29 protein-coding genes are annotated in these 13782 nt (G+C 42.6%); all 29 read left to right on the forward strand.

The annotated features are described in order from the left end of the window. Positions 1-42: 42 nt before the first annotated feature. Complete coding sequence (gene rpsJ / locus AB5754_RS11485; RefSeq protein ID WP_005880808.1) at positions 43-351, forward strand: 30S ribosomal protein S10; 309 nt, start codon at positions 43-45, stop codon at positions 349-351. 25 nt (positions 352-376) lie between these two features. Beyond that, positions 377-1006 carry a 50S ribosomal protein L3 gene (gene rplC, locus AB5754_RS11490; protein ID WP_311833788.1) on the forward strand — a complete coding sequence of 210 codons (630 nt, stop codon included), beginning with the start codon at positions 377-379 and terminating at the stop codon, positions 1004-1006. Between the two features lie 25 nt (positions 1007-1031). Then, positions 1032-1655 carry a 50S ribosomal protein L4 gene (gene rplD / locus AB5754_RS11495; protein WP_368250527.1) on the forward strand — a complete coding sequence of 208 codons (624 nt, stop codon included), beginning with the start codon at positions 1032-1034 and terminating at the stop codon, positions 1653-1655. After that, on the forward strand, positions 1655-1945 hold the full coding sequence (locus AB5754_RS11500) for a 50S ribosomal protein L23 (RefSeq protein ID WP_010754764.1): 291 nt from the start codon (positions 1655-1657) through the stop codon (positions 1943-1945). The genes rplD and AB5754_RS11500 overlap by 1 nt, the downstream gene beginning before the upstream one ends. A 35-nt stretch (positions 1946-1980) precedes the next feature. Then, the gene (gene rplB / locus AB5754_RS11505; protein WP_311833791.1) at positions 1981-2814 is read left to right on the forward strand and encodes a 50S ribosomal protein L2; all 834 of its coding nucleotides are present in this window, start codon (positions 1981-1983) and stop codon (positions 2812-2814) included. 42 nt (positions 2815-2856) lie between these two features. Further along, a complete protein-coding gene (rpsS, locus tag AB5754_RS11510) occupies positions 2857-3135 on the forward strand; it encodes a 30S ribosomal protein S19 (RefSeq protein WP_118339427.1) in 279 nt (92 codons plus the stop codon). Positions 3136-3156: 21 nt separating this feature from the next. Continuing rightward, a complete protein-coding gene (gene rplV, locus AB5754_RS11515) occupies positions 3157-3504 on the forward strand; it encodes a 50S ribosomal protein L22 (RefSeq protein ID WP_010754761.1) in 348 nt (115 codons plus the stop codon). 13 nt (positions 3505-3517) lie between these two features. Then, a complete protein-coding gene (gene rpsC, locus AB5754_RS11520) occupies positions 3518-4183 on the forward strand; it encodes a 30S ribosomal protein S3 (protein ID WP_311833792.1) in 666 nt (221 codons plus the stop codon). 2 nt (positions 4184-4185) lie between these two features. Beyond that, positions 4186-4620: a 50S ribosomal protein L16 gene (rplP, locus tag AB5754_RS11525; protein ID WP_010754759.1), complete on the forward strand. Its 435-nt coding sequence runs from the start codon at positions 4186-4188 to the stop codon at positions 4618-4620. Beyond that, positions 4610-4798 carry a 50S ribosomal protein L29 gene (gene rpmC, locus AB5754_RS11530; RefSeq protein ID WP_010754758.1) on the forward strand — a complete coding sequence of 63 codons (189 nt, stop codon included), beginning with the start codon at positions 4610-4612 and terminating at the stop codon, positions 4796-4798. Before rplP ends, rpmC begins: the two co-directional genes overlap by 11 nt. 24 nt (positions 4799-4822) lie before the next feature. After that, positions 4823-5089, forward strand: a complete 267-nt coding sequence (gene rpsQ / locus AB5754_RS11535; RefSeq protein WP_010754757.1) for a 30S ribosomal protein S17 — start codon at positions 4823-4825, stop codon at positions 5087-5089. Positions 5090-5143: 54 nt separating this feature from the next. Then, positions 5144-5512, forward strand: coding sequence for a 50S ribosomal protein L14 (gene rplN, locus AB5754_RS11540; RefSeq protein WP_010754756.1), 369 nt, complete (start codon positions 5144-5146; stop codon positions 5510-5512). A gap of 35 nt (positions 5513-5547) precedes the next feature. Beyond that, the gene (rplX, locus tag AB5754_RS11545) at positions 5548-5859 is read left to right on the forward strand and encodes a 50S ribosomal protein L24 (RefSeq protein WP_311833793.1); all 312 of its coding nucleotides are present in this window, start codon (positions 5548-5550) and stop codon (positions 5857-5859) included. Between the two features lie 28 nt (positions 5860-5887). After that, entirely contained in the window at positions 5888-6427 is a 540-nt protein-coding gene (rplE, locus tag AB5754_RS11550) for a 50S ribosomal protein L5 (protein ID WP_311833794.1), read from the forward strand. Positions 6428-6445: 18 nt separating this feature from the next. Then, a complete protein-coding gene (locus AB5754_RS11555) occupies positions 6446-6631 on the forward strand; it encodes a type Z 30S ribosomal protein S14 (RefSeq protein ID WP_010754753.1) in 186 nt (61 codons plus the stop codon). Positions 6632-6667: 36 nt separating this feature from the next. Continuing rightward, a complete protein-coding gene (gene rpsH, locus AB5754_RS11560; RefSeq protein WP_311833795.1) occupies positions 6668-7066 on the forward strand; it encodes a 30S ribosomal protein S8 in 399 nt (132 codons plus the stop codon). 30 nt (positions 7067-7096) lie between these two features. Continuing rightward, on the forward strand, positions 7097-7633 hold the full coding sequence (rplF, locus tag AB5754_RS11565) for a 50S ribosomal protein L6 (RefSeq protein ID WP_311833796.1): 537 nt from the start codon (positions 7097-7099) through the stop codon (positions 7631-7633). A 58-nt stretch (positions 7634-7691) separates the two neighbouring features. Beyond that, positions 7692-8048 (forward strand): 50S ribosomal protein L18, encoded by a 357-nt coding sequence (rplR, locus tag AB5754_RS11570; protein ID WP_311833797.1) that lies wholly within the window; start codon positions 7692-7694, stop codon positions 8046-8048. 20 nt (positions 8049-8068) lie between these two features. Continuing rightward, entirely contained in the window at positions 8069-8569 is a 501-nt protein-coding gene (gene rpsE, locus AB5754_RS11575; protein ID WP_311833798.1) for a 30S ribosomal protein S5, read from the forward strand. A gap of 14 nt (positions 8570-8583) precedes the next feature. After that, positions 8584-8763 (forward strand): 50S ribosomal protein L30, encoded by a 180-nt coding sequence (gene rpmD / locus AB5754_RS11580; protein ID WP_311833799.1) that lies wholly within the window; start codon positions 8584-8586, stop codon positions 8761-8763. A gap of 40 nt (positions 8764-8803) precedes the next feature. Then, positions 8804-9244 (forward strand): 50S ribosomal protein L15, encoded by a 441-nt coding sequence (rplO, locus tag AB5754_RS11585; protein ID WP_311833800.1) that lies wholly within the window; start codon positions 8804-8806, stop codon positions 9242-9244. Then, complete coding sequence (gene secY / locus AB5754_RS11590; protein WP_311833801.1) at positions 9244-10542, forward strand: preprotein translocase subunit SecY; 1299 nt, start codon at positions 9244-9246, stop codon at positions 10540-10542. Before rplO ends, secY begins: the two co-directional genes overlap by 1 nt. Before the next feature lie 65 nt (positions 10543-10607). Further along, a complete protein-coding gene (locus AB5754_RS11595; protein ID WP_311833802.1) occupies positions 10608-11252 on the forward strand; it encodes an adenylate kinase in 645 nt (214 codons plus the stop codon). 185 nt (positions 11253-11437) lie between these two features. Further along, positions 11438-11656: a translation initiation factor IF-1 gene (infA, locus tag AB5754_RS11600; RefSeq protein ID WP_010754744.1), complete on the forward strand. Its 219-nt coding sequence runs from the start codon at positions 11438-11440 to the stop codon at positions 11654-11656. Positions 11657-11688: 32 nt separating this feature from the next. Beyond that, on the forward strand, positions 11689-11805 hold the full coding sequence (rpmJ, locus tag AB5754_RS11605) for a 50S ribosomal protein L36 (protein ID WP_002288710.1): 117 nt from the start codon (positions 11689-11691) through the stop codon (positions 11803-11805). Positions 11806-11823: 18 nt separating this feature from the next. Next, complete coding sequence (rpsM, locus tag AB5754_RS11610) at positions 11824-12189, forward strand: 30S ribosomal protein S13 (RefSeq protein ID WP_311833803.1); 366 nt, start codon at positions 11824-11826, stop codon at positions 12187-12189. 26 nt (positions 12190-12215) lie between these two features. Continuing rightward, complete coding sequence (rpsK, locus tag AB5754_RS11615; protein WP_010754742.1) at positions 12216-12605, forward strand: 30S ribosomal protein S11; 390 nt, start codon at positions 12216-12218, stop codon at positions 12603-12605. Between the two features lie 79 nt (positions 12606-12684). Continuing rightward, the gene (locus AB5754_RS11620) at positions 12685-13623 is read left to right on the forward strand and encodes a DNA-directed RNA polymerase subunit alpha (RefSeq protein WP_118339421.1); all 939 of its coding nucleotides are present in this window, start codon (positions 12685-12687) and stop codon (positions 13621-13623) included. A gap of 29 nt (positions 13624-13652) precedes the next feature. Continuing rightward, positions 13653-13782 (forward strand): L17 family ribosomal protein (locus tag AB5754_RS11625; protein ID WP_368259607.1); only part of this gene is annotated, 130 nt, incomplete at its 3' end.

Consider the following 13782-nt stretch of genomic DNA (forward strand, 5'->3'; position numbering starts at 1 on the left):
GAGCCATGTCTACTTTTTAAAATAGGCGAAGGAGGGAAAACAATGGCAAAACAAAAAATTCGTATCCGATTAAAAGCGTATGAACACCGTATTTTAGACCAATCCGCGGACAAGATCGTTGAAACGGCAAAGAGAACTGGGGCTTCTGTGTCAGGTCCAATTCCATTGCCAACTGAACGCAGCTTGTACACTGTTATCCGCGCGACTCATAAATACAAAGATTCTCGCGAACAATTCGAAATGCGTACTCACAAACGTCTAATCGACATTGTGAATCCTACACCAAAAACAGTTGATGCTTTGATGAAGCTTGACTTACCAAGCGGTGTAAACATTGAAATCAAACTATAATTATTAAAAAGATGGAGGTGTAATCATGACCAAAGGAATCTTAGGGAAAAAAGTGGGAATGACTCAAATCTTCACTGAATCTGGCGAATTGATCCCTGTGACAGTTGTCGAAGCTACGCCAAACGTAGTTCTTCAATTGAAAACTGTCGAAAACGATGGTTACTCAGCAGTTCAAGTCGGTTACCAAGATATGCGTGAAGTTTTGTCTAACAAACCTGCGAAAGGTCATGTTGCAAAAGCAAACACGGCTCCTAAGCGCTTCATTCGCGAATTCAAGAATGTCGAGCTTGAGGGCTTAGAAGTTGGATCAGAAATCAAAGTTGACGTATTCGCTGCAGGCGATGTCGTTGATGTTACAGGGACTTCAAAAGGTAAAGGATTCCAAGGCGTTATCAAACGTCACGGACAAAGCCGCGGCCCAATGGCTCACGGTTCTCGTTACCACCGTCGTCCTGGTTCAATGGGTCCAGTAGCACCTAACCGGGTCTTCAAAAACAAACACTTGGCTGGTCGTATGGGCGGCAACCGTGTAACAATGCAAAATCTTGAAATTGTTCGGGTTGATGCTGAACGTAACGTTATCTTGATTAAAGGTAATGTACCAGGCGCGAAAAAATCATTGATTACCATTAAATCCGCTGTTAAAGCAAAATAAACGAGACGGAAGGAGGAACTAAGGAATGCCTAACGTAGCATTATTCAAACAAGATGGAAGCCAAAACGGCGAAATCACATTGAAAGAAGAAATCTTCGGAATCGAACCTAATGAATCAGTTGTCTATGATGCAATCATCATGCAACGCGCTTCATTGCGTCAAGGCTCACACGCGGTTAAAAACCGTAGTGCAGTATCCGGTGGTGGCCGTAAACCATGGCGCCAAAAAGGTACTGGCCGTGCCCGTCAAGGTTCAATCCGTTCACCACAATGGCGCGGAGGTGGCGTAGTCTTCGGACCAACACCACGTTCTTACAGCTACAAATTGCCTAAGAAAGTTCGTCGCCTAGCAATGAAATCTGTATTGTCAGAAAAAGTTGCTACAAATAACTTGGTTGCGGTTGATGCTTTAAGCTTCGACGCTCCAAAAACTAAAGAATTCAAACAAGTGCTTGCTAACCTAGCAATCGACAGCAAAGTCTTAGTTGTTGTAGAAGCTGACAACGATTTTGCTACATTGTCTGCTCGTAACTTGCCAAACGTAACTGTTGTTCCTGCTAACAACATCAGCGTTCTTGACATTGTTTCTAGCGATAAAATGTTAGCAACTCAAACTGCTCTTACTCAGATCGAGGAGGTGCTTGCATAATGAACTTACTAGACGTTATCAAACGCCCAGTGATCACTGAAAAATCCATGCTTGCTATGGACGAAAAGAAATACACTTTTGAAGTGGACACTCGCGCAAACAAAACTTTAGTAAAACAAGCTGTTGAAGCAGCTTTTGATGGTGTCAAAGTTGCCAATGTGAACATCATCAACGTGCGTCCTAAATTCAAACGCATGGGTAAATATGCTGGTTACACTAAAAAACGTCGGAAAGCAATCGTGGCTTTGACCGCTGATTCTAAAGACATTCAATTATTCGACGCTGAATAAAGCGTCCCAAATTAAACCATAGGAGGGAAACAGACGTGGCGATTAAAAAGTACAAACCTACCTCAAATGGTCGTCGTAACATGACAAGCTCTGACTTTGCTGAGATTACTACATCTACACCAGAGAAGACTTTGTTGGCACCATTGAAAAATAATGCCGGTCGTAACAACAACGGGCGCATCACTGTACGTCACCAAGGTGGCGGTCACAAACGTCAATACCGTTTGATCGACTTCAAACGTAATAAAGACAATGTTGTCGCTGTTGTTAAAACCATTGAATATGATCCAAACCGTTCAGCAAACATCGCGTTGCTGCACTATACAGATGGGGTTAAAACTTACATCTTAGCACCAAAAGGACTAGAAGTTGGCATGACCGTTGTATCTGGTCCAGAAGCGGATATTAAAGTCGGCAACGCATTACCATTGGCAAACATTCCAGTTGGTACTGTTGTCCACAACATTGAAATGAAACCAGGTAAAGGCGGACAATTAATCCGTTCTGCTGGTACTAGCGCTCAAGTATTAGGTAAAGAAGGCAAATACGTATTGATTCGCTTGAACTCTGGCGAAGTTCGTATGATTTTGGCTACTTGCCGTGCTACGATCGGTGCTGTTGGTAACGAACAACACGAATTGATCAACATCGGTAAAGCTGGTCGTTCTCGTTGGATGCGTAAACGTCCTACCGTTCGTGGTAGCGTAATGAACCCTAACGATCACCCACACGGTGGTGGTGAAGGTAAAGCACCAATCGGACGTAAAGCGCCAGTATCTCCTTGGGGTCAACCTGCATTGGGTTACAAGACTCGGGATAAAAAAGCGAAATCCGACAAACTTATCGTTCGTCGTCGTAAAGCTAAATAATCTGCTTGACCATATGTCTACATTTTGTAAAGGAGGGTCACCATGGGTCGTAGTTTGAAAAAAGGACCTTTCGTCGATGAACATTTGATGAAAAAGGTTGAAGCGCAAGAAGGCGCCGAAAAGAAAAAAGTTATCAAAACTTGGTCTCGTCGTTCCACAATTTTCCCGAACTTCATCGGTTTCACTATCGCTGTCTATGATGGGCGTAAACACGTTCCTGTTTACATCCAAGAAGACATGGTAGGACATAAATTAGGTGAATTCGCACCATCTAGAACTTACCGTGGCCACGCTGCCGACGATAAGAAAACCAAACGTTAAATTTGAGAGGAGGATTTTCAAATGGCTGAACAAATCACATCAGCAAGAGCAACTGCGAAAACAGTTCGCGTCTCTCCTCGCAAATCCCGTCTAGTGATCGATTTGATTCGCGGGAAAAACGTTGGAGAAGCAATTGCAATCTTGAAGTTTACACCAAATAAAGCTGCCGGAATCATCGAAAAAGTTTTGATGTCAGCAGTAGCGAATGCAGAAAATAACTTTGACTTAGATGTTGAAAACCTAATCGTTTCTGAAGCCTTCGTAAACGAAGGACCTACTATGAAACGTTTCCGTCCTCGGGCGAAAGGTTCTGCTTCACCAATCAACAAACGGACAAGTCATATTACTGTAGTCGTATCAGAAAAATAAGGAGGGACATTCAGTGGGTCAAAAAGTAAATCCAATTGGAATGCGTGTTGGCATCATCCGTGACTGGGATGCAAAATGGTATGCTGAAAAAGAATACGGCGAATTCCTACACGAAGATTTAAGAATCCGCAAATTTATTGCGACCAAACTTGCTGATGCCGCTGTGTCTAAAGTTGAAATCGAACGCGCTGCAAATCGCGTAAATGTTTCAATTCACACAGCTAAACCAGGTATGGTGATCGGTAAAGGCGGTTCTGAAGTCGAAAACCTAAGAAAAGAATTAAACAAATTGACTGGTAAACGAGTTCACATCAACATCGTGGAAATCAAAAAACCAGATCTTGATGCAAAATTAGTTGGCGAAGGTATTGCCCGTCAATTAGAAAACCGTGTGGCATTCCGTCGCGCACAAAAACAAGCGATCCAACGCACAATGCGTTCAGGCGCTAAAGGGATTAAAACTATGGTATCTGGCCGTTTGAACGGTGCTGATATCGCTCGTTCTGAAGGTTATTCAGAAGGAACTGTTCCTCTTCATACATTGCGTGCCGACATCGACTACGCATGGGAAGAAGCAAACACTACCTACGGAAAATTAGGAGTGAAAGTGTGGATCTACCGCGGCGAAATCTTGCCAGCGAAAAAGAACGTTCAAAACACTGAGAAAGGAGGGAAATAAACATGTTAGTACCTAAACGTGTGAAACACCGTCGTGAGTTCCGGGGCAAAATGCGGGGCGAAGCTAAAGGCGGTAAAGAAGTAGCTTTCGGTGAATACGGCTTACAAGCTGTTGAATCTCACTGGATTACTAACCGCCAAATTGAAGCGGCTCGTATCGCTATGACTCGTTACATGAAACGTGGCGGGAAAGTATGGATCAAAATTTTCCCTCACAAATCATACACGGCAAAAGCAATCGGCGTCCGGATGGGTTCTGGTAAAGGGGCTCCTGAAGGCTGGGTATCACCAGTTAAACGTGGCAAAATCATGTTTGAAATCGCTGGGGTTCCTGAAGAAGTTGCTCGTGAAGCATTACGTCTTGCATCTCACAAGTTGCCAATCAAGACTAAAATCGTAAAACGTGAGGAAATGGGTGGTGAATCGAATGAAGGTTAAAGAAATCAGAGAATTAACCACTGCCGAAATGCTTGATCAAGAAAAGCAATTGAAGGAAGAATTGTTCAACTTGCGATTCCAACTAGCAACCGGTCAATTAGAAAACACTGCACGTATCCAAGAAGTTCGCAAATCGATTGCACGCATCAAAACTGTTTTGCGTGAACAATCTAAGTAATAGTGGAAGGAGGCCATTTAGCGTATGACTGAAGAAAGAAATCAACGCAAAGTTTACCAAGGTCGCGTGGTATCTGACAAAATGGATAAAACCATCACTGTAGTGGTTGAAACCAAAAAGAATCACCCTATCTACGGCAAACGCATGAACTACTCTAAGAAATACAAAGCTCACGATGAAAACAACGAAGCAAAAGTTGGCGATATCGTGCGCATTATGGAAACTCGTCCATTATCAGCTACTAAACGTTTCCGTTTGGTTGATATTGTTGAAAAAGCAGTGGTTATCTAATCACGGATACTTTCCCATATAGAGTGATGCAAACCTGAAAGGAGGATACACATCGTGATCCAAGCAGAAAGCCGCTTAAAAGTTGCGGACAACTCAGGTGCCCGGGAAATCCTTACGATTAAAGTTCTTGGTGGTTCAGGCCGCAAGACTGCAAATATCGGGGACGTCATTGTTGCTTCGGTTAAACAAGCAACGCCAGGTGGAGTTGTCAAAAAAGGTGACGTGGTAAAAGCCGTTATCGTTCGTACTAAAACAGGAGCTCGTCGTACAGACGGTTCTTACATTAAATTTGATGAAAATGCTGCGGTTATTATCCGTGACGATAAGAGCCCTCGTGGAACTCGGATCTTTGGCCCTGTGGCCCGTGAATTGCGTGAAAACAACTTCATGAAGATCGTTTCCTTAGCACCAGAAGTATTGTAATTTGTATCTATTACCAAAGGAGGTGCGAAACAGTAATGTTTGTAAAAAAAGGCGATAAAGTAAAAGTTATCACTGGTAAAGACAAAAACAAAGAAGGCGTTGTGCTTGCAGCGTTTCCTAAGAAAGATAAAGTGATTGTCGAAGGTGTTAACGTGATGAAAAAACACCAAAAACCTTCTCAAGCTGCTCCTCAAGGTGGGATCCTTGAAGTCGAAGCACCAATTCATGTTTCCAACGTGATGGTGATTGATCCTTCAAACGGTCAAGCTACCCGTGTCGGCTACAAAGAAGTTGACGGTAAAAAAGTCCGCGTTGCTAAAAAAACCGGCGAAGTTCTCGACAAATAATCACACTTAAGAAAGGAGGAGCAAACGAATGAACCGCCTGAAAGAAAAATATACTAAAGAAGTCGTTCCGGCTTTGACAGAAAAATTCAATTACACTTCAGTAATGCAAGCACCAAAAGTTGACAAAATCGTTATCAACATGGGTGTCGGCGATGCTGTATCCAATGCTAAAAACTTGGATAAAGCCGTTGAAGAATTGGCTTTGATCTCTGGTCAAAAACCATTAATCACCAAAGCTAAGAAATCAATCGCTGGTTTCCGTCTACGTGAAGGTATGCCAATTGGGGCTAAAGTTACTTTACGTGGCGAACGCATGTATGAATTCCTTGATAAATTGGTAACTGTTTCCTTACCACGTGTCCGTGATTTCCACGGCGTCAGCAAAAAAGCATTTGATGGTCGCGGTAACTATACTTTAGGTATCAAAGAACAATTAATCTTCCCAGAAGTTGATTTTGATTTGGTAGATAAAGTCCGCGGGATGGACATCGTAATTGTGACAACTGCACAAACAGACGAAGAATCTCGTGAATTGTTAACGCAACTAGGCATGCCATTTGCAAAATAAAAAAAGGAGGCGAACTACGTGGCTAAAAAATCAATGATTGCTAAAAACAAACGTCCAGCTAAATTCTCAAGCCAAGAATACACTCGGTGCGAACGTTGCGGACGTCCACATTCAGTTTATCGTAAATTCAAACTTTGCCGTATTTGCTTCCGCGAACTTGCCTATAAAGGACAAATTCCCGGCGTGAAAAAAGCTAGCTGGTAAACCAAGAAAACTCGCATAAAGGAGGTAAATCATCCAATGGTCATGACAGATCCAATCGCAGATTTCCTAACTCGTATTCGTAATGCCAACATGGTTAAACACGAATCTTTGGAAGTGCCTGCTTCAAAAATCAAACGTGATATCGCTGAAATCCTTAAAAAAGAAGGATTCATCCGTGATATTGAATATATCGAAGATGACAAACAAGGCGTGATCCGTGTCTTCCTGAAATATGGTCGCAATGGCGAACGCGTTATCACCAACTTGAAACGTATCTCTAAACCAGGCTTGCGGGCTTACGTCAAAGCTGACGAAGTACCAAAAGTATTAAACGGTTTGGGTATTGCAATCTTGTCTACTTCTGAAGGTGTTATCACTGACAAAGAAGCTCGGGCGAAAAATATTGGCGGCGAAGTTGTCGCTTACGTATGGTAATCCAATAATTACACAAGGAGGTGTCTTCAAGTGAGTCGTATCGGTAATAAAATCGTTGTTCTTCCTGCTGGTGTTGAAATCAAGCAAGATGGTCACAACGTTACAGTCAAAGGACCAAAGGGTGAATTAACTCGTCAATTCTCTGCTGATATTGAAATGAATATCGAAGGAACTGAAGTGACATTTACACGTCCAAATGACACAAAAGAAATGAAAACCATCCACGGAACTACCCGGGCCAACTTCAACAACATGGTCGTAGGTGTTTCGGAAGGATTCCAAAAAGCATTGGAACTTCAAGGGGTTGGGTACCGTGCTCAATTACAAGGTAAAAAACTTGTCTTGAACGTTGGTTACTCTCATCCAGTTGAAATCGATGCACCAGCTGGTATCGAAATTGAAGTACCAAACAATACTTCAATCATCGTTAAAGGCTCGGACAAAGAAGTTGTCGGCGAATTAGCTGCTAACATTCGTGGCGTCCGTCCTCCAGAACCTTACAAAGGCAAAGGGATTCGCTATGTTGGTGAATACGTACGCCGTAAAGAAGGTAAAACTGGTAAATAATCGTAAACCTAGTTTACGATTCGCGGCCTAGGCCAGCAAAAATAAAGAGGTGACAATTGTGATTACAAAACCAGATAAAAACAAAACACGTCAAAAGCGCCATCGTCGTGTCCGTAACAAAATCTCTGGTACTGCTGAGTGCCCACGCTTGAACGTTTTCCGTTCTAACAAAAACATCTACGCACAAGTAATTGATGACGTAGCGGGTGTGACGCTAGCAAGTGCCTCTACCTTGGATAAAGAAATTTCAGGTGGAACAAAAGTTGAACAAGCACAAACTGTCGGGAAATTGGTCGCAGAACGTGCTGCAGCAAAAGGTGTTAAAGAAGTAGTCTTTGACCGTGGTGGATACCTTTACCATGGCCGTGTGCAAGCTTTAGCTGAAGCAGCACGCGAAAATGGACTTGAATTTTAAGAGAAGGAGGAACACCATTCATGACTTACATTGATCCAAATCATTTAGAATTGGAAGATCGCGTTGTTGCTATCAACCGCGTAACCAAAGTAGTTAAAGGTGGACGTCGTTTGCGTTTCGCGGCTTTAGTAGTCGTTGGCGACAAAAACGGTCACGTGGGCTTTGGTACTGGTAAAGCACAAGAAGTACCTGAAGCAATCCGCAAAGCTATTGAAGCTGCTAAGAAAAACTTGGTTGAAGTACCAATGGTTGGTTCTACAATCCCTCACGAAGTCATCGGCGTATTTGGTGGCGGCCGTATCTTGATGAAACCTGCTGTAGAAGGTTCTGGAGTAGCTGCTGGTGGTCCGGTTCGTGCGGTCCTAGAATTAGCTGGTGTGGGCGATATTACGTCTAAATCATTGGGTTCTAACACCCCAATCAACGTAGTGCGGGCAACCGTTGAAGGTTTGAAAGATTTGAAACGGGCTGAAGAAGTTGCAGAACTTCGCGGCATTTCCGTTGACGAATTAATCGGATAAGGAGGACAAACATAATGGCTGAATTGAAAATTACTTTGAAACGCAGCGTTATCGGACGTCCTCAAAACCAACGAGACACCGTTAAAGCGCTAGGTTTGAAAAAAATGAACTCAACAGTAGTGAAACCTGCCAATGAAGCAATCAAAGGCATGGTTAACACTATTTCTCACTTGGTAGAAGTCGAAGAAGTTTAATTTGACTTTGAACTATTTTGATTAAGGAGGTGCCAAACCTATGAAACTTCATGAATTAAAACCTTCAGAAGGCTCTCGTCAAGTACGCAACCGCGTGGGTCGAGGAACATCTTCTGGTAATGGTAAAACAAGTGGCCGTGGACAAAAGGGGCAAAAATCCCGTTCCGGCGGTGGTGTACGTCTAGGCTTTGAAGGGGGACAAACTCCATTGTTCCGTCGTTTGCCAAAACGTGGATTCACTAACATTAACCGTAAAGAATATGCAGTAATCAACTTAGATATCTTGAATCGTTTTGAAGACGGTGCTGAAGTAACTCCTGTTGCTTTAGTAGAAGCTGGCTTTGTTAAAAACGAAAAAGCAGGAATCAAAGTGTTAGCTAACGGAGAACTGACTAAGAAATTAACTGTGAAAGCAGCTAAATTCTCTAAGGCAGCTGAAGAAGCTATCGTTGCTGCTGGCGGATCAATCGAGGTGATCTAATGATTAAACTGTTGCGAGACTCGTTTAAAGTAAAAGAGATTCGATCAAAACTTTTCTTTACGATCTTTGCACTGTTTGTCTTTCGCTTAGGCGCCCATATTACGGTGCCGGGCGTAGATGCCAGTCGATTGCAAACCATCTCGGAATTACCTTTCCTAAATATGTTGAATATCGTAAGTGGTAGCGCCATGCAAAACTTTTCGATTTTCGCCATGGGGGTTTCACCATACATCACAGCTTCAATCGTCATCCAACTCTTGCAGATGGATATCGTGCCGAAGTTTGTGGAATGGTCGAAACAAGGCGAGGTTGGTCGCCGAAAATTAAATCAAGCGACTCGCGTACTCACGCTGGTTTTGGGCTTTGTCCAATCAATCGGTATTACCTTTGGCTTTAACTCCTTCACTCAGCTAGGATTTGTAACAGATACTTCTGTGACAAACTTCATGATCATTGGGTTGATTTTGACAGCTGGAACCATGTTTGTCACATGGTTAGGAGAACAAATTACTGAAAAAGGTGTGGGGAACGGCGTCTCCATGATTATCTTTGCCGGAATCATCTCACGGATGCCAACAGATATTAAAGGTTTGATTGAAGATTACTTCATTAATATCGAATCTTCTGAAATCTGGAAATCCGCGATCTTTATGATTTTATTGGTCATTGCGATTCTTGTAATCGTGACCTTGGTGACCTACGTTCAACAAGCAGAACGTAAAATTCCGATTCAATATACCAAACGAGTTGCTGGAGCACCTACTAGTAGCTATTTGCCAATTAAAGTAAATGCTGCCGGGGTTATCCCAGTCATCTTTGCCTCCTCTTTTATTGCTACACCAAATGCTATTTTGCAGGCAGTAGCTAGCAATAATGCAGGGAAAGATTGGTATCAAGTCTTGACCCAAATCTTCAGTTACAATACGGTACCAGGTGCAATCATCTATACCGTCTTAATTGTTGCTTTCACGTTCTTTTACGCTTTTGTACAAGTTAACCCTGAGAAATTAGCGGAAAACTTGCAAAAACAAGGCAGCTACATTCCAAGTGTGCGGCCAGGTAAAGGAACCGAAGAGTACGTTTCTGGATTGTTGATGCGTTTGAGTGCAGTGGGAGCAGTCTTTTTAGGACTTGTGGCATTGTTACCAATCGTAGCACAAATGATTTGGAATCTGCCTCAATCCATCGGGTTAGGCGGAACAAGTTTATTGATCGTAATCGGTGTGGCCTTAGAAACTGCTAAACAGTTGGAAGGCTTAATGCTGAAACGGAAATATACTGGCTTTATTAACAATTAATGTGTTGGCGGGTTGAGGATTCTCCTCAACACCGTTGCACCTTTTAAAATAGGAGGAGTATTAGCATGAACCTTGTATTGATGGGTTTACCAGGTGCTGGTAAAGGTACCCAAGCAGAACGGATCGTTGCTGAATATAACATTCCCCAAATTTCCACCGGTGATATGTTTCGGGCAGCTATTGCCAAAGAAACCAAGCTTGGATTGGAAGCAAAAGCATACATGGACAAAGGGGAGCTCGTTCCTGATGCGGTGACTAATGGCATCGTCAAAGAACGTTTAGCTGAACCTGACACAAAAGCTGGCTTTTTATTGGATGGATATCCACGAACATTGGATCAAGCCAAAGAGCTAGATCAAATGCTCAAGGACCTCAATAAAAAGTTAGACGCTGTGATTGAAATCCATGTCCCTGAAGAAGTTCTCGTTGAACGTTTAGCTGGACGTTACATTTGTCGCAACTGTGGCGCGACTTATCATAAAATCTTCAACCCAACCAAAGTTGAAGGAACTTGTGATCGCTGCGGTGGCCATGAATTTTACCAACGAGAAGATGATAAGCCTGAGACGGTCAAAAATCGTCTTGCTGTCAATATCAAAAGTAGTGAACCGATCTTAAGCTATTACAAAGACCAAGGTTTATTGCAGTCTATTGATGGCGATCGTGAAATCGATGCTGTATTTAACGATGTTAAAAAAATCATCGAGTAACGACATCGCCAGTTACCGACTTGCAGCCTTAAAGTTTTCTCTTGTCAAGTTTGACATTTTGTGATACAATGTGTCAGTCCGACTTCTAGCAATAACTAGGAGCAACTTTTTTGAGAATCTTAGGTGGGAACAGTGTTTCCGCCATTTTATCGTGTGAAAATCACAAGTACAAGGAGGTACTGTGCGTGGCAAAAGAAGATGTGATCGAAATCGAAGGTACAGTCGTCGAAACTTTGCCGAATGCAATGTTTAAAGTGGAGTTGGAAAACGGACATCAAGTGTTGGCTACCGTTTCCGGCAAGATTCGGATGCATTATATCCGCATTTTACCTGGGGACAAAGTAACTGTGGAACTTTCTCCATATGATCTTTCCCGTGGCCGTATCACTTATCGCTTTAAATAATTGTACTCCGTAAAACTACAGGAGGTATTATCATGAAAGTAAGACCATCAGTAAAACCAATGTGCGAACATTGTAAAGTAATCCGTCGTAAAGGCCGGGTTATGGTGATTTGCCCAGCAAACCCAAAACATAAACAACGTCAAGGATAATCGGAGGTGTAACAAAATATGGCTCGTATTGCAGGAGTAGATATTCCTCGTGATAAACGCGTGGTAATTTCCCTTACTTATATTTATGGGATTGGGAACACCACTGCGAAACAAGTATTGGCTAACGCTGGTGTTTCTGAAGACGTTCGTGTTCGGGATCTTACCAACGAACAAACAGACGCCATTCGTGCGGAAGTTGATAAGCTAAAAGTTGAAGGGGATCTTCGTCGTGAAGTGAACTTGAACATCAAACGTTTGATGGAAATCGGTTCTTACCGTGGTATCCGTCACCGTCGTGGATTGCCAACTCGTGGACAAAACACGAAAAACAATGCACGTACTCGTAAAGGCCCTTCTAAAACAGTGGCAGGTAAGAAAAAATAATTTCTAAGTGAAGGAGGTTAAACTTCATGGCAGCAAAAAAAGTGAGTCGCAAACGCCGTGTGAAAAAGAATATTGAAGCTGGTATCGCGCATATCCACTCAACATTCAACAATACAATCGTTATGATCACTGATGTTCACGGAAACGCATTAGCGTGGTCATCAGCAGGTTCTCTAGGCTTTAAAGGAAGCAAAAAATCTACTCCTTTTGCCGCACAAATGGCAGCTGAAACAGCTACTAAAGCAGCAATGGAACATGGTTTGAGAACCGTAGAAGTAACCGTTAAAGGACCTGGTTCAGGACGTGAAGCAGCAATCCGTGCATTACAAGCAGCAGGTTTAGAAGTAACTGCTATCCGTGACGTAACTCCAGTTCCTCACAATGGATGCCGCCCTCCAAAACGCCGTCGTGTTTAATGAGTGCTGCTCATTTGAGTGCTAAAAGTAACGTCATTAAGCAAGACACTTTTCGTTTTGAAAGGGGTAAATGATAAGAATGATTGAATTCGAAAAACCAAGAATCTCAAAGATTGATGAAGAAAAAGACTATGGCAAGTTCATCGTAGAACCTCTGGAAAGAGGCTATGGAACGACTTTAGGTAATTCCCTGCGTCGTATTTTGTTGTCTTCTTTACCTGGTGCCGCAATCACCAGCATCCAGATCGATGGTGTTTTACACGAATTCTCAACTGTCAAAGGTGTACGGGAAGACGTGGCACAGATCATCTTGAACATCAAAGGCCTCGCCCTTAAGATGTACACTCAAGAAGAAAAAACCCTAGAAATCGATATTACTGGTCCGGCAACAGTCACAGCAGGCGATATTATCGTTGATAGCGATGTGGAAATCTTGAATAAAGATATGTACATCTGCTCTGTTTCTGAAGGTGCAACATTCCATGCTCGTTTGACTGTCAAACCTGGTCGTGGGTATGTCCAAGCTGATGAAAACAAAAAAGAAGATATGCCAATTGGTGTACTTCCAGTTGATTCAATCTATACCCCTGTTCGTCGTGTGAACTACCAAGTAGAAAATACACGGGTGGGACGTCGGGATGATTTCGATAAATTGACCATGGAAATTTGGACAGACGGATCCATTTTGCCATTAGAAGCAATGAGTCTAGCTGCGAAAATCATGACTGAGCATTTAGATATTTTTGTGAATCTGACTGATGAAGCGAAAAACGTGGAAATCATGATTGAAAAAGAAGAAACACAAAAAGAAAAAATGTTGGAAATGACTATCGAAGAATTAGATTTATCCGTTCGTTCTTACAATTGTTTGAAACGTGCTGGCATCAATACTGTTCAAGAATTGACCAACAAGTCCGAACCTGAAATGATCAAAGTTCGTAACTTGGGCCGGAAATCTTTAGAAGAAGTCAAAGCAAAATTGCATGACTTAGGCTTAGGATTACGTAAAGACGATTAGGAAGTAATTTGGAATAGGAGGAAACCCACGTGAGTTACCGCAAATTAGGACGCACATCAAGTCAACGTAAAGCGATGTTGCGTGACTTGACTACCGATTTAATCATTAACGAACGCATTGTCACTACCGAAGCTCGTGCTAAGGAAGTTCGTTCAACTG

The sequence above is a fragment of the Enterococcus sp. 2201sp1_2201st1_C11_2201SCRN_220225 genome (assembly GCF_040925905.1).
Lineage (GTDB): Bacteria > Bacillota > Bacilli > Lactobacillales > Enterococcaceae > Enterococcus_C > Enterococcus_C asini_A.